The sequence below is a fragment of the Pseudomonas sp. DL genome, from assembly GCF_047199225.1.
GTDB classification, from domain to species: domain Bacteria; phylum Pseudomonadota; class Gammaproteobacteria; order Pseudomonadales; family Pseudomonadaceae; genus Pseudomonas; species Pseudomonas aeruginosa.
Genome location: NZ_CP178323.1, coordinates 3436408 through 3449288, shown reverse-complemented (window position 1 = coordinate 3449288; position 12881 = coordinate 3436408). Strand labels below are relative to the sequence as shown.

Here is a 12881-nt window from a genome sequence, read left to right as displayed (position 1 = left end):
CAGTGATTTCAGACTAGATCAACTTTCAGTAGCCGCTGGGGCGCAGCGCGCGCAATTGCTCCCAGGCGCAATTCAGTGCCGGATCGGCGCCCGGCCGGTCCTTGAGCATCACCTCGAGCGCCGCCAGGTTCTGCACCAGGTTGCGGTTTCCGCTGAGCGCCACGCTCTGCACCAGGCCGCCGGCGCCGAGGCTTTGCAGGCTGGCGCCCTGGCCGCTGGCCTGGATCGCCAGTTGCAGGGCGCCGCCGTTCGGCGTGACCTTCACCGTGCCGGCCTCGCCGCTGAGGGCCAGCGCACCTTCCAGCGGCGTGCCGCCCGGCAGTGGCGGCGGCGCCTCGCCGTGGCGGACCTCGATGCTGACGCCATTGCTGGCGCTGTTGTGGTCGCCGGCGGTGCGGATGCTCTGGCTGACCCCCTGGGTCTGCGCCAGTCCGGCGCCGCCGAGGACCTGGCCGTTGCCGGCGACGGGTGGCGGGGCGTCGCCTGGCCGATCGACCAGGGTGACGTTGAGGACCGGGCGCGCCAGGTTCTGCCGCACCTGCAGGTCGACGCGTGCGCCGAGGACCTGGCCGCTGGCGTTCTGCCAGGTGCTGCTCATGGTCACCCCGAAGCTGACGATCCGCCCCGGCAGCACGTAGCGCCCGCGCAACTGGGAAAGCTCCTGGTCGCTCAGTTCGGCGGGGGCGAAGAGGTCGCTGGCGGGGGCGGGCAGCGCAGCGCCCAGGCAGCAGGCGAGGACGAAGCAGTGGTGCGTGTACATGGCGTGCTCCCGGAGCATCCGGCTCCTGCGATCAGAAGAAATCGCTCTGGATGAAGCCGAATTCCATCAGTTCGGTGTCCCTGACCGGTTTGAAGCGGTCCAGGCGATTGCGCGCGGTCAGCGGCTCGGGCGGCGTCAGCAGCGGATTGCCGCGGTCGTATCCCTGGCCGATCACGGCGAAGACGATGCCGTTCCAGCCCTTGGCGAACTCTGTCAGCGCGTAGCGTTTGTGCCCCAGCGCCGGGTCACCCACGTACACGTACTCGCCCTGGGTGCGTTGCAGGACGACGAAGTGCTTGTAGCCGCGGATTTCCATCAGCACGATGGCGGGTATCTTCAGTTGTTCCAGTTGCGCCGCCTCGATGCGGTAGCCGCGCGCGCGCATGCCCATGGATTCGACGTAGCGCTTCATGTCGAGCATGGAGAAGCCCTGGGTGCGGACGATCTCCGGGTCGGCGTGGGCGAGCATGCCCTGGATCACCGCCTGCTCGTCGAGCGGGGCGCCGTAGGCCTTCTCCAGGATGGTCGCGAGGGCCGCGGCGCCGCAGCTGAAATCGGTCTTCTGCTCGACCAGGTCGGCGAAGCGCCGCTCGCGGATGCTCTGCACCTGCTTGTAGACCAGGCCGCCGCCGGGCAGGGCGGGAAAGCCGAGGGTCGCCGCCTGGGCGGTGAGGTCGACGAGCAGCAGCAGGGAAAGGATGAGCGTGCGCATGGCCGGTTCCTGTGTCGGATGGAAAAGGGTTCCGGCTGGCGCCGGAACCCCTGGGCCAGGATCAGAAGCCAAGGCTCTCGCCACCGGCCGGGCAGCTGCTGCAACCGGCGGCGATGGACAGGGAGTTGCTCTGCTGGTTGCCGCCACCGGCGGCGATGTTCACCCCGACGTTGCCCGAGACGTTCTGCAACGAGTTGCTCAGGCTGGCGTTGTTGGTGACCGGGGTCTTGAAGCCGACGATCGCCGGGATGAAGCCGGACACCGTGCCTTTCAGGTCGACGTCGCCCTTTTCCTTGAAGGCGAACGCGCCGCCGTCGTGGTTCAGGTCCTTGGCGCCCTGGGCCTGGCTGTCCACGTCGATGTGGCCGGTATTGCTGCCGCCCGGATGGGTCTGGCCTTCCCAGGTGTCGAGGTAGACGTCGCCGATCTGGTCGGAGGTGCCCTTGTAGCTGCCGTCGGCGTTCAGCTTCAGCGACACGTAGGTGCCGCCATAGGCGTAGTTGGCGCTGTTGACGGTGGTGTTGCCGGTGGAGGTCTGCGACGCGGCGCTACCGGCAGTGCTGTACTGGCCGTTGGAGACGGCGGCGGCCAGGTCGTTCTTCTGCTGGTTGAAGTTGCCGGCGGCGACGTTCACGCCCAGGTTGCCCGAGACGTTGTTGGCCGAGTTGCTCAGCGATGCGGTGTTGGGGTTGGAGTAGTTGTTCAGCGTATTGCCGTAGCCGCTCTGCAGCACGCTGGTGCTGGCGGTCGCGGTGCCGAACACGAAGCTGGCGTCGGCGCTGGCCAGCGCGGCGGCGTTGGCCTGCTGGTTGTTGTCGCCGGCGGCGACGTTGACCCCGACGTTGCCCGAGGCATCCTTGATCGAGCCGCTCACCGAGGCATTGTTCACCGTGCCGAAGTTGCTGACCTTGTTGTTGTAGTTCTGCTGCGTATCCACCACCAGGGCCGTGGCTCCGCCCTTGTTGTTCGACTGCGGGTTGGGTTTCGGCGGGTGCCAGCCACCTTCGTTTCCGGCGTAGGCCGATACCGACAGCACTGCAGCCATTGCCAGGGCCAGCGGGGTCAGGACCATAGTCGCTTTCATGGCGTTTCTCCTTGCATTTCTGTGCTTAGTGTTGGGCTTGTGTTGGCTTGGCAGAGTCATTCCATGACCCTGACGCTGAGGGTGTTCATCGACTGATTGCCCACCCCAGCGCTCTGGTTCACCTGCACCACGCCGCTGCTCCCGGCGAAGGCGCGATCGTCCGTCGAGACGCTGCGTCCTCCCGGGACCGGAGTGGCCGAACCGGAGACTTTGGTCAGCGCCACGCTTTGCGCGAGAACGCTGTCATCCAGGCTTTCCGGGCCGTTGCTGACGCTCAGCCGGAAGGCGTTGATCTGTTGGTTGCCGAGGCCGGCGCCCTGGTTGACGCCGAGGATGCCGCTGCCGCGTAGCGCCGCCCCCGAGATGCTGGCGCTGGCCGCGATCGGCTGGCTGGCGTCGAGTTGCAGATGCTGGCGCTGGTCGCTGCCGACGAGGGCCGCGGAGCCGACCGCGACGACACGAACGTTGCTCTGTTGCTGGGCGTCGCCGGCGGCCTGGTTGAGGGCGAAGTTGCCGCGGTAGGTGCCGCTGGCATCGATGCTGGCGCGATTGCGTGAGGCCAGCGGGTCGGCCTGGAGCGACGCGATACAGGCGAAGGCGAGGAGGAGGGCGGACAGGCGCTTCATTGTCCACCCCCGAGCATCTGCAGCGGCGCCAGGCCCTGCTTGAGGCTGCCGTTGATCTGCCCGGCGAGGCCGGCGCCGGCGCCGCCTCCCGCGCCGTGGGTGGTGCCGACGTTACCGACGGCCTGGACTGTCGCCGGGTTCGCCGGCTGGTTGGCGAAACCCGGCAGGGCGCCACCGGGGAGAATCATGCTGCGAATCCCGGAACCGCTGGTCACGATGGCGAAGTCGGCATCGCCCAGTTCGCGGCTCACGGTATTGCCGCTGGCCGCCCCGTTGGCGAGGGCGTTGACCTCGGCGGAGACGTTGGTGTCGACGACGGTGGGATGTGGGTCGGGCACCATGCTCGGACGGTAGGCGACCCGTGGCTGGACCTGGCGCTGGACGACGATCGTACCGTCCGCCGCATGCGCGGGGAGGCTCACCGGCACGGAGCCGACGATGACCAGCAGCGCTGGAACGACGATGCGTAGCGAACTCCCCGACATGATGGCGCTTCCTTCGTTGGCGCTGAGCCCTAATCAGCGTTGGCAGGGAGCGAGCATGGGGCGTGCCGGTTTTGCGTTTTCCTTGTCCATCAAGGGCTTGGAGGTGAGCGCCGGGGGAACCTGGCGGACAGTGTTGCATCCGTGCAACAGCAGGCCCGCCAACCAGGGGGCGAAGCCTGCCGGGGACGCGCCTGGAGCTGTTTCAGCGCCGAGACAGCTTTCCGCGGCGCCGTCGCGAAACGCTCTGCGCCAAGGCCCGGACCGCGCTGGCGGTGTATCGGCGGCGTGACAGGGCCGGCCCGTCAGCCGTCCCGGAGCAGCCCTTGCACTGCGGCGAAAGCCTGGCGCCGGCGCTCGGCCCAGTCGCCGGCGATGGCGCGGTAGGGCTGCCGATGGCGCTCCAGCCAGGCTTGGCATTCGCGGTGGAAGGCCTGGCGCTGCGCCAGTTCCGGCTGGCAGCGCTGGCCGTCGGCGCTCCAGGCTACGCCTTCCGGCGAGAGCAGCAGGTGCAGGTCGTAGCGCCGCCGCAGCAGGGCGGGTTCGAGCCAGTCCGGACAGTCGCCGAAGAGAATCCGGCTCCAGAGGATGTTGCTCAGCAGGTGGGTATCGAGGATCAGCAGCGCCGGCCGTTCTGCGCGAGCGGCGTCCTCCCAGGCCAGTTGCCCGCGGGCGATGGCGGGGATGTCGGCGTAGCAGGTGTCGCGGCGCTGTTCGTCGATGAAGTGGCGGACGTACTCGCCGACCACCCGGCCGCCGAAGCGGGCCTGGAGCTGCTCCGCAAGCCAGCTCTTGCCGCTGGATTCGGGCCCGGTGAGTACCAGCACCTTCATGCGGCGACGCCCTCGCGCAATGCCGGGTCGCGGCGCCAGGTCCGCCAGCCGTGGATCGCCAGCAGGGTGAAGAGGGCGTAGAGGGCGGCGGTCAGGTACAGCGCCTTGCTGGCGAAGAGCGCCACGAACAGCACGTCCACGGCGATCCACAGGGCCCAGCATTCCAGGCGCTTCTGCGCCATCCAGCATTGCGCCACCAGGCTGAAGGCGGTCAATCCGGCGTCCCACCAGGGACTGGCGGCATCGGTGTGGTTGGCCATCAGGTAACCGAGCGCGACGCTGCCGACCAGGCCCGCACCGAGCCCGTAGAGGCGCTGCGCGGCGTTCAGGCGGCTCACCGAGCGGCCGTCGTGGTCCTGCCCGCCGCGGGTCCACTGCCACCAGCCATAGAGCTGTAGCGCCGCGTAGACCATTTGCAGGAGCATGTCCGAATAAAGCTTCACCTCGAAGAATATCCAGGCGTAGAGCGCCACCATCACCAGGCCGATAGGCCAGCACCAGGGATTCTGGCGGACGGTCAGGTAGACGGCGATGGCGCCGAGCGAAGCGGCGAAGAGTTCAAGGGGTGACACGGAAGGCCCTCATGCGACGAGGACGCATTGTAGCGAATGTATCCGGCGCTTCGCGAAGACCAGGGCGGAGGGGACGGGCGCGGACAGATTTGTTCAGACGCCGGCTGGCAAGAATTCCAAGATTCCTGGCCGGCCGCTCTGGTAGCATGCCCGCCGGTTTCGACTTCGGCAGTGGGGGAACTGGTCGGGTTCTTCGGAGTCGTAAGGCCTTCATAAAAGACGGCGAGTGTATCGCCGAGAACAACGAAAGCTCGTTCGGGACAGTAGTAGAAGGGGGAGAAACATGGAGTGGTGGACTGCTTTCCAGGCGTTCATCCTGGGCGTCGTGGAGGGGCTGACCGAGTTCCTGCCGATTTCCAGCACCGGGCACCAGATCATCGTCGCCGACCTCATCGGCTTCGGCGGCGAACGCGCCAAGGCGTTCAACATCATCATCCAGCTGGCGGCGATCCTCGCTGTCGTCTGGGAATTTCGGGGAAAGATCTTTCAAGTCGTCCGTGACCTGCCGAGCCAGCGCCAGGCCCAGCGTTTCACCGCCAACCTGCTGATCGCGTTCTTCCCGGCGGTAGTCCTCGGCGTCCTGTTCGCCGACCTGATCCACGAGTGGCTGTTCAATCCGATCACCGTCGCCCTGGCGCTGGTGGTGGGCGGGGTGGTCATGCTCTGGGCCGAGCGCCGGAAGCATGTGATCCGCGCCGAACACGTCGACGACATGACCTGGAAGGACGCCCTGAAGATCGGCTGTGCCCAGTGCCTGGCGATGATCCCCGGCACCTCGCGGTCCGGCGCGACCATCATCGGCGGCCTGCTGTTCGGCCTTTCGCGCAAGGCGGCCACCGAGTTCTCGTTCTTCCTGGCGATGCCGACCATGGTCGGCGCGGCGGTCTATTCCGGATACGTGTACCGCGACCTGTTCCGCCCCGAGGACCTGCCGGTGTTCGCCGTCGGCTTCGTCACCTCGTTCGTCTTCGCCATGCTGGCGGTGCGTGCCTTGCTGAAGTTCATCGGCAACCACAGCTACGCGGCTTTCGCCTGGTATCGGATCGCCTTCGGCCTGCTGATCCTGGCGACCTGGCAATTCCACCTGATCGACTGGAGCACCGCCGGCGAGGTGTGAGGCCCGGGAACAGGCAAGAGGCGCGGCGCGAGCCGCGCCTTTTTTCGTCTGGCCGCCGCGGGTGGCTAGAATGCAGCGCGAAACGGGTAGCGAGCGAGTGGATGTGGATATGGAAAAGCCGGGCATGATCAGCCGCTGGTATGACGACAAGGGCTTCGGCTTCATCCTGCCGAAGACCGGCGGGGAAGAAGTCTTCCTGCATATCTCCGCGTTCCGCGGCGACCGCCGTCCCCGCCAGGGCGACCAGGTGTGGTTTCTCGCCAGCCAGGATGCCCAGGGCCGCCTGCGCGCCGAGAGGGCGCGGCTGGACGCGCTGACCATCGATCCGCCAACTGTCCGCCGTGGCGCCCAGGCGCCGGTGACGCGGGCCCAGGCGCGGCCGGCGCCGACTCCGCCGAGCGCGTTGCAGCGCCCGTTGGCGAAGCTGCTGGTCCTGCTGATCCTCTGCGTGCTGCCGGCCGCTGGCGCCTGGCGGATGTACCTGGACGGACAGGCCCTCTGGCCGCTGCTGGCCTATCCGCTGGCCAGCCTGCTCGCATTCGCCCTCTACTGGCGGGACAAGCGCAGCGCCGCACGCGGCGACTGGCGTACCCCGGAGGTCCGCCTGCACCTGTTCGAGCTGCTCGGCGGCTGGCCTGGCGCGCTGGTCGCGCAGCAGGTATTCCGCCACAAGACCCGCAAGCTCTCGTTCCAACTGGTGTTCTGGGGCATCGTCCTGCTGCACCAGCTGTTCTGGCTCGACAGCCTGCTCGGCGGGCGCCTGTCCGCCGCGCTGTTGCAGTGGATCGGCTGAACGGCGCGGCTCACTCGCGGGCGCGGCGGTAGGCCGGGCCGGTCTCGCCCGAGGGGCGTTGCAGGGCTTCCACGAGAAAGTCGATCAAGGCACGGATCGCCGGAATCTGGCTGCTGCGCGGCAGGTAGGCGGCCTGCATGGTGCTTTTCGGCAAGGTCCACTGCGGCAGGATGCGCACCAGGCTGCCATCGGCCAGTTCCCTGTCGCAGTAGCCTTCGGGCAGCAGGGTGACGCCGAGGCCGGCCACGGCGGCTTTCTTGCGCAGGACGAAGTCGTCGACGCCCAGGCGCGGTTCGCGTTCCAACTGGTAGCGGCTGCCATCCGGCCCGATCAGGGTCGCGTGGACCTTGCGGTCGTTATGAATAGCGCCGAGGAAGGGCAGGTCTTCGAGGTCTTCCGGATGTTCCAGGCGACGCCCGGCGATCAGCGACGGGGCGGCGAGGATCTGCGTGGTCGCCGGAGCCAGGCGCCGGCAGACCAGCGCAGGGTCCTCGTCGCCGAGTTCGCGCACGCGCAGTGCCACGTCCACCCCCTCGTTGAGCAGGTCGACCCGGCGGTTGGTCAGGAGGATTTCCAGCTGGACCTGCGGGTGTCGTTCGAGAAACCGCGGCAACAGGTCGGCCAGGTTGCTCGAAGCCATGGCCACCGGTGCGGAAAGGCGCAGCCGGCCACGCGGCTCGACGCTCAGCTCGGCGATCACCTGTTCGGCCATCTCCGCTTCCAGCAGCAGGTTGCGGCAGTGCTGCAGGTAGCGTTCGCCGACCTCCGTGAGCGCCAGCTTGCGTGTCGTGCGGTGCAGCAGGCGCACCTGAAGGCGCTCCTCCAGCTCGGCGATGCGCCGCGACAGGCGCGACTTGGGAATCCCCGTCTCGCGTCCGGCCGCGGCGAAGCCGCCGCATTCCACCACCTTGGCGAAGTAGTAGAGGTCGTTGAGGTCGTGGGGCATGCAGGCGCTCCGCTGGGGGGAAAAACAGATTGTCCTATGTGTGGGACGAATAGTCATGTTTCTACCGACTAATCGTCGATTGGCCTTGCCGGTAGGATGCAAACCACTCGATCGCCACACTGCGATCCCCCACTTTCAGGAGCGAGACATGAAACTTTTGCATATCGATTCCAGCATCCTCGGCGACGCCTCCGCTTCCCGCCAACTGAGCGCCGAGCTGGTCCAGGCCTGGCGGCAGAACGAAGACGGGCTTGACGTCACCTACCGCGACCTGGCCGCCGACGCGGTGGCGCATTTCTCCGCCCTGACCCTGGCCGCCGGCAGCACCCCGACGGAGCTGCGCGATGCCGCGCTGAAGCATGAAGTCGCGGTGGGTGAAGAAGTGCTGGAAGAGTTCCTCGCCGCCGACGTCGTGGTAATCGGCGCGCCGATGTACAACTTCACCATCTCCAGCCAGCTCAAGGCCTGGATCGATCGCATCGCGGTCGCCGGCAAGACCTTCCGCTACACCGAGAACGGCCCGGTTGGCCTGGCCGGCGACAAGAAAGTGGTGATCGTCTCCACCGCCGGTGGCGTGCATGCCGGCCAGCCGACCGGCGCGGCCCACGAAGGCTACCTGCGCACCGTGCTGGGTTTCTTCGGCATCACCGATATCGAAGTGGTTCGCGCCGAAGGCCTGGCCTATGGCGAGGAGCCCCGCGCCCAGGCCATCGCCGCCGCCCGCCGGCAGATCGCCGGGCAGTTCGCCGCGGCCTGATCCCCGCGTCATCGGAAAACCCCGCTTCGGCGGGGTTTTCGCGTTGTGCGCAGCGGCGCGCTGCGTGTAGATTGACCGGACAATTACAAGCACAAGGAACCGGCCTGTGAGCGCGTGTTACTGCCGCAACTGCGGCGCCCGAGCGACCCGTCTCGTCGAGAACGGCATCTGCGAAGCCTGCAAGCGGCGCTCGGACATCAATCCGAAGAACGTCCTGATCGCCGCCGCCCTGATCATCTACATCGGGGTGAACGTGGCTGCCTACATCAAGGACCACCCGCCCCGCGAGCTGACCGCCGAACAGCGCGAGAAGATCGCCGAGGGCCAGCGCCTGGCGACCCGCGCGGCGATGATGGCCGGCTACGTCGACTGAGTCGCGCTCCCCATAGGCCCTGCGCGGCCATGCCGGAATGAAAAAGCCCCGCGGATGCGGGGCTTTTGCGTTGCGCGACGGGGACTCAGACGATCACGCCCTGGCTGCGCAGGTAGTCGTCATAGCTGCCGCTGAAGTCGGTCACGCCGTTCTCGCCCAGCTCGATGATGCGGGTAGCCAGCGAGGAAACGAATTCGCGGTCGTGGCTGACGAAGATCAGCGTGCCCGGATAGTTGTCCAGCGCCAGGTTCAGCGCCTCGATGGACTCCATGTCCAGGTGGTTGGTCGGCTCGTCCATCACCAGCACGTTGGGACGCTTGAGGATCAGCCGGCCGAACAACATGCGGCCCTGCTCGCCGCCGGAGATCACTTTCACCGACTTCTTGATCTCGTCGTTGGAGAACAGCATGCGGCCGAGGGTGCCGCGCACCAGTTGTTCGCCGCCCTGGGTCCACTGGGCCATCCAGTCGAACAGGCTCATGTCGTCGGCGAAGTCGTCGGCATGGTCCTGGGCGAAATAGCCGACGTCGGCGCTGTCGGTCCATTTCACCTCGCCGCCGTCCACCGGCAGGTCGCCGACCAGGCAGCGCAACAGGGTGGTCTTGCCGATGCCGTTGGGGCCGATGATGGCGACGCGCTCGCCGGCCTCGACCTGCAGGCTCAGGCCCTTGAACAGCGGCTTGCCGTCATAGCCCTTGCTGATGTTTTCCACGGTCACCGCCTGGCGGTGCAGCTTCTTGTATTGCTCGAAGCGGATGAACGGGCTGACCCGGCTGGACGGCTTGACCTCTTCCAGCTGGATCTTGTCGATCTGCCGGGCGCGGCTGGTGGCCTGCTTGGCCTTGGAGGCGTTGGCCGAGAAGCGGCTGACGAAGGATTGCAGCTCGGCGATCTGCGCCTTCTTCTTGGCGTTGTCCGACAGCAGGCGCTCGCGGGCCTGTTCGGCGGCGGTCATGTACTCGTCGTAGTTGCCCGGGAACAGGCGCAGCTCGCCGTAGTCCAGGTCGGCCATGTGGGTGCAGACGCTGTTCAGGAAGTGGCGATCGTGGGAAATGATGATCATGGTGCTGTTGCGCGCGGTGAGCACGCCTTCCAGCCAGCGGATGGTATTGATGTCCAGGTGGTTGGTCGGTTCGTCGAGCAGCAGCACGTCCGGGTCCGAGAACAGCGCCTGGGCCAGCAGTACGCGCAGCTTCCAGCCGGGAGCGACGGCGCTCATCGGGCCGAAGTGCTGCTCCAGCGGGATGCCCAGGCCGAGCAGCAGCTCGCCGGCGCGGGACTCGGCGGTGTAGCCGTCGAACTCGGCGAACTGGACTTCCAGCTCGGCTACCGCCATGCCATCTGCCTCGCTCATTTCCGGCAGGGAGTAGATGCGGTCGCGCTCGGCCTTCACCGCCCAGAGTTCCTCGTGGCCCATGATCACCGTATCGATGACGCTGAAGTCCTCGTAGGCGAACTGGTCCTGGCGCAGCTTGCCCAGGCGCACGTTGGGTTCCAGCATGACCTGGCCGGCGCTCGGCTCCAGGTCGTTGCCGAGGATCTTCATGAAGGTCGACTTGCCGCAACCGTTGGCGCCGATCAGGCCGTAGCGGTTGCCGTTGCCGAACTTGACGGAAACGTTCTCGAACAGCGGCTTGGCGCCGAACTGCATGGTGATATTCGCGGTGGAGATCAACTTCTTTACCTATAGAGGACTTACGCACGCCTGGACCGTGGCGATACCGGTCTGCTACCGGTCTCGGCTTTCCGCTGCGCTCCATCTGGAGCATGGGTCGATCCTGCGGGCATTCGTGGAGTGCCGCAGCCAGCGTCATGACGTGGCTGTAGCGCGATGAAGGCGGGGTGTGATGCCTGGCATTCGGCGAATTGTCTCACAGGTGCGCCTGCCGTTGCATGACAGCGTACGCCGAAGCGGTTTTTCCCGCCGCCCGGCAGGTGGTAGAGTCCCGTCTTCCGCTCATCCGCAAAGGACTCCCCGATGAAGCCCGCTGTTCTCCCCGCGTTGTTGGTTCTGTCGCTGCTGGGCGGTTGCGGGGATTCATCGTCGGACCGGAAGGCCGCTTCCGGGCCGCTGGCGTTGCACTGCGGAGACTTCGGCAAACTCGAGGTGATCGACGGTTTCGCCAGCCTCAAGCTGCCCGACGGCAGCAGCGTCCAGTCGCTGGGCGGCGATGTCCGCAGCCTCGCCGATGGCCAGGCGCTGAGCGCGATTTCCTATAGCGACGGTTCGGTCCTGTACCGCCAGGCGGGCGACACGCCCGGCTACCTGTACACGCCGGCCAAGGGCCAGCGGCAGGCCTGCGAGACGCGCTGATCCGCGCCATCTACGCGCGGGCTTTCGCGGCCGCCGGGTTGATCTGAGCCACGCAGGCGCAGGCCGGCTGTCGCATCGCTCGTCGAGCCGCTAGAATCCCGCTCTCCATTCCCCGCAAGGCCCGCCAGCATGCCGCATCTCGTTATCGAAGCCACTGCCAACCTCCGCCTCGAAACGTCCCCCGGCGAACTGCTGGAGCAGGCCAATGCCGCGCTGTTCGCTTCCGGGCAATTCGGCGAGGCGGACATCAAGTCGCGCTTCGTCACCCTGGAGGCCTACCGGCAGGGAACCGCGGCGGTCGAGCGCGCCTACCTGCATGCCTGCCTGTCGATCCTCGACGGGCGCGACGCGGCGACCCGCCAGGCGCTGGGCGAGTCGCTCTGCGAGGTGCTCGCCGGAGCGGTGGCGGGCGGCGGCGAGGAGGGCGTGCAGGTCAGCGTCGAAGTGCGCGAGATGGAGCGCGCCAGCTACGCCAAGCGCGTCGTCGCCCGGCAGCGCTGAGAGACTGGCGCGCGCCTGGCTCAGATCCAGGCGTTCAGCGTCGCGCGGGCCTGCGTCGGGTCCTCTTGCCGTCCCGGCGCCTGGCCGTTCTGCATGGCGATCATCTCGCGCATGCGTTCGCCGATGCCTTTCTCCACCTGTTCGCGTTTCTCCGGCGGCATCGCGTCCAGTTCCTCCTCGGTCAGGCCGAGGCTCTTCAGGACCTGCTCGCGCATCCGCTCGGCAGGCGATTTCTGCATGTACTCCTTGAACTCTTCATAGGCCGACTTGCCTTCGCTGGCGCCGGCAGGGGCATTCGCCTGGTTCTGCTTCAGCGTCAGGTTCAGCTTCGCAAAACCCTCGTCCATGGCCTGGCGGGCGGACTCCGCGGCGGGATCGACGGCCTCGTTGCGCAATGGCGTGCCAAGGGCGGGGCGCGGTTTCAGCAGATCGCCGTTGCCGATCTCGGTGTTGGCTTGCCGCTGGTTGTTCAGGTAACGCGCAGACCAGCCGGAAAGGCTGGCGGGACCTATGCTGTTCATGACCTGCTTCCATGGAAATGAATGACCGCCGCTCCGTCGCAAGGGCCGTGCCAGGTCGCCGAACCCCGCGCCAGAGGGCTCGGCGCATGGCGCAGGGCGGGGCGGAGGCAAGCGCTTGCCGCGAACGGCAACGGCGTTCCGCGGTTAGAATGTCCGACTTGTGCAGCAGGTTGCGAAGAGAGCCATGACCGACACTCCCGACGATCGAACCGGAGATGCCTCCGGTCTGTCGAAGCGCCAGGCATTCCATCGGCAGCACCGGCAACGGGCGGAGGAAGAGGCGCGGCGCCTGCTCGACGCCCGCGCCGAACAGGGTGGCCGCTGGCTGGACTGGGTCGCGGGCCAGCTCTACCTCCTGCGTCCGCCGGAATACGCGGCCATGGTGCGTCGCGAACTGCAGCGCCTGAGCGGCGACTGAAGCTGGCGAATTTGTCAGCGCGGATTGCAGTTTCGCCAGGAAACCCATGCCACTGGTAAGGTGGCGATCCCA

At 67.1% G+C, this 12881-nt stretch carries 17 protein-coding genes; 7 read left to right on the top strand and 10 right to left on the bottom strand.

Going from position 1 to position 12881, the window contains the following annotated elements:
• Window positions 1-25 precede the first annotated feature (25 nt).
• The 7 genes from ACI766_RS15975 to pnuC all read right to left on the bottom strand — a co-directional run bounded on the left by ACI766_RS15975 (window position 26) and on the right by pnuC (window position 5069).
• Window positions 26-778, bottom strand: coding sequence for a hypothetical protein (locus tag ACI766_RS15975; protein ID WP_003121981.1), 753 nt, complete (start codon window positions 776-778; stop codon window positions 26-28).
• A 13-nt stretch (window positions 779-791) separates the two neighbouring features.
• A complete protein-coding gene (locus ACI766_RS15970) occupies window positions 792-1472 on the bottom strand; it encodes a C39 family peptidase (protein ID WP_034010616.1) in 681 nt (226 codons plus the stop codon).
• A gap of 61 nt (window positions 1473-1533) precedes the next feature.
• Window positions 1534-2556, bottom strand: coding sequence for a hypothetical protein (locus ACI766_RS15965; protein WP_003121980.1), 1023 nt, complete (start codon window positions 2554-2556; stop codon window positions 1534-1536).
• Window positions 2557-2612: 56 nt separating this feature from the next.
• Window positions 2613-3182, bottom strand: a complete 570-nt coding sequence (locus ACI766_RS15960; protein ID WP_003111321.1) for a hypothetical protein — start codon at window positions 3180-3182, stop codon at window positions 2613-2615.
• Window positions 3179-3667 (bottom strand): hypothetical protein, encoded by a 489-nt coding sequence (locus ACI766_RS15955; protein WP_009876312.1) that lies wholly within the window; start codon window positions 3665-3667, stop codon window positions 3179-3181. Before ACI766_RS15955 ends, ACI766_RS15960 begins: the two co-directional genes overlap by 4 nt.
• 302 nt (window positions 3668-3969) lie before the next feature.
• On the bottom strand, window positions 3970-4497 hold the full coding sequence (locus ACI766_RS15950) for an AAA family ATPase (protein ID WP_003158870.1): 528 nt from the start codon (window positions 4495-4497) through the stop codon (window positions 3970-3972).
• On the bottom strand, window positions 4494-5069 hold the full coding sequence (gene pnuC, locus ACI766_RS15945) for a nicotinamide riboside transporter PnuC (RefSeq protein WP_003088324.1): 576 nt from the start codon (window positions 5067-5069) through the stop codon (window positions 4494-4496). Before pnuC ends, ACI766_RS15950 begins: the two co-directional genes overlap by 4 nt.
• Window positions 5070-5352: 283 nt before the next feature.
• Here pnuC and ACI766_RS15940 point away from each other — a divergent pair, with 283 nt between their 5' ends.
• Window positions 5353-6186 (top strand): undecaprenyl-diphosphate phosphatase, encoded by an 834-nt coding sequence (locus ACI766_RS15940; protein WP_003113476.1) that lies wholly within the window; start codon window positions 5353-5355, stop codon window positions 6184-6186.
• A 70-nt stretch (window positions 6187-6256) separates the two neighbouring features.
• Window positions 6257-6979 (top strand): DUF1294 domain-containing protein, encoded by a 723-nt coding sequence (locus tag ACI766_RS15935; RefSeq protein ID WP_010895592.1) that lies wholly within the window; start codon window positions 6257-6259, stop codon window positions 6977-6979.
• Between the two features lie 10 nt (window positions 6980-6989).
• On the opposite strand, the gene ACI766_RS15930 is transcribed toward ACI766_RS15935, so the two are convergent.
• Complete coding sequence (locus ACI766_RS15930) at window positions 6990-7925, bottom strand: LysR substrate-binding domain-containing protein (RefSeq protein ID WP_003119152.1); 936 nt, start codon at window positions 7923-7925, stop codon at window positions 6990-6992.
• Between the two features lie 148 nt (window positions 7926-8073).
• On the opposite strand from ACI766_RS15930, the gene azoR2 reads away from it, so the two are divergent.
• Both azoR2 and ACI766_RS15920 read left to right on the top strand, forming a co-directional pair.
• The gene (gene azoR2 / locus ACI766_RS15925; RefSeq protein WP_076938959.1) at window positions 8074-8682 is read left to right on the top strand and encodes an FMN-dependent NADH-azoreductase AzoR2; all 609 of its coding nucleotides are present in this window, start codon (window positions 8074-8076) and stop codon (window positions 8680-8682) included.
• 106 nt (window positions 8683-8788) lie between these two features.
• Complete coding sequence (locus ACI766_RS15920) at window positions 8789-9055, top strand: hypothetical protein (protein WP_033876077.1); 267 nt, start codon at window positions 8789-8791, stop codon at window positions 9053-9055.
• An 85-nt stretch (window positions 9056-9140) separates the two neighbouring features.
• On the opposite strand, the gene ACI766_RS15915 is transcribed toward ACI766_RS15920, so the two are convergent.
• Window positions 9141-10730 (bottom strand): ABC-F family ATPase, encoded by a 1590-nt coding sequence (locus ACI766_RS15915; RefSeq protein WP_003111315.1) that lies wholly within the window; start codon window positions 10728-10730, stop codon window positions 9141-9143.
• Between the two features lie 303 nt (window positions 10731-11033).
• Here ACI766_RS15915 and ACI766_RS15910 point away from each other — a divergent pair, with 303 nt between their 5' ends.
• Both ACI766_RS15910 and ACI766_RS15905 read left to right on the top strand, forming a co-directional pair.
• Window positions 11034-11369 (top strand): hypothetical protein, encoded by a 336-nt coding sequence (locus ACI766_RS15910; protein ID WP_003111314.1) that lies wholly within the window; start codon window positions 11034-11036, stop codon window positions 11367-11369.
• A 129-nt stretch (window positions 11370-11498) separates the two neighbouring features.
• A complete protein-coding gene (locus ACI766_RS15905) occupies window positions 11499-11870 on the top strand; it encodes a 5-carboxymethyl-2-hydroxymuconate Delta-isomerase (RefSeq protein WP_003088488.1) in 372 nt (123 codons plus the stop codon).
• A 20-nt stretch (window positions 11871-11890) separates the two neighbouring features.
• On the opposite strand, the gene ACI766_RS15900 is transcribed toward ACI766_RS15905, so the two are convergent.
• On the bottom strand, window positions 11891-12391 hold the full coding sequence (locus ACI766_RS15900; protein ID WP_003144417.1) for a hypothetical protein: 501 nt from the start codon (window positions 12389-12391) through the stop codon (window positions 11891-11893).
• 184 nt (window positions 12392-12575) lie between these two features.
• Here ACI766_RS15900 and ACI766_RS15895 point away from each other — a divergent pair, with 184 nt between their 5' ends.
• Window positions 12576-12809 carry a hypothetical protein gene (locus tag ACI766_RS15895; protein WP_003111311.1) on the top strand — a complete coding sequence of 78 codons (234 nt, stop codon included), beginning with the start codon at window positions 12576-12578 and terminating at the stop codon, window positions 12807-12809.
• Window positions 12810-12881 lie beyond the last annotated feature (72 nt).

Excerpts from the sequence above, each read along its gene's own strand:
- ACI766_RS15975 (WP_003121981.1), bottom strand. The coding sequence starts at position 778 with ATGCTCCGGGAGCACGCCATGTACACGCACCACTGCTTCGTCCTCGCC.
- ACI766_RS15970 (WP_034010616.1), bottom strand. The coding sequence starts at position 1,472 with ATGCGCACGCTCATCCTTTCCCTGCTGCTGCTCGTCGACCTCACCGCC.
- ACI766_RS15965 (WP_003121980.1), bottom strand. The coding sequence starts at position 2,556 with ATGAAAGCGACTATGGTCCTGACCCCGCTGGCCCTGGCAATGGCTGCA.
- ACI766_RS15960 (WP_003111321.1), bottom strand. The coding sequence starts at position 3,182 with ATGAAGCGCCTGTCCGCCCTCCTCCTCGCCTTCGCCTGTATCGCGTCG.
- ACI766_RS15955 (WP_009876312.1), bottom strand. The coding sequence starts at position 3,667 with ATGTCGGGGAGTTCGCTACGCATCGTCGTTCCAGCGCTGCTGGTCATC.
- ACI766_RS15950 (WP_003158870.1), bottom strand. The coding sequence starts at position 4,497 with ATGAAGGTGCTGGTACTCACCGGGCCCGAATCCAGCGGCAAGAGCTGG.
- ACI766_RS15940 (WP_003113476.1), top strand. The coding sequence starts at position 5,353 with ATGGAGTGGTGGACTGCTTTCCAGGCGTTCATCCTGGGCGTCGTGGAG.
- ACI766_RS15935 (WP_010895592.1), top strand. The coding sequence starts at position 6,257 with ATGCAGCGCGAAACGGGTAGCGAGCGAGTGGATGTGGATATGGAAAAG.
- ACI766_RS15930 (WP_003119152.1), bottom strand. The coding sequence starts at position 7,925 with ATGCCCCACGACCTCAACGACCTCTACTACTTCGCCAAGGTGGTGGAA.
- azoR2 (WP_076938959.1), top strand. The coding sequence starts at position 8,074 with ATGAAACTTTTGCATATCGATTCCAGCATCCTCGGCGACGCCTCCGCT.
- ACI766_RS15910 (WP_003111314.1), top strand. The coding sequence starts at position 11,034 with ATGAAGCCCGCTGTTCTCCCCGCGTTGTTGGTTCTGTCGCTGCTGGGC.
- ACI766_RS15905 (WP_003088488.1), top strand. The coding sequence starts at position 11,499 with ATGCCGCATCTCGTTATCGAAGCCACTGCCAACCTCCGCCTCGAAACG.
- ACI766_RS15900 (WP_003144417.1), bottom strand. The coding sequence starts at position 12,391 with ATGAACAGCATAGGTCCCGCCAGCCTTTCCGGCTGGTCTGCGCGTTAC.
- ACI766_RS15895 (WP_003111311.1), top strand. The coding sequence starts at position 12,576 with ATGACCGACACTCCCGACGATCGAACCGGAGATGCCTCCGGTCTGTCG.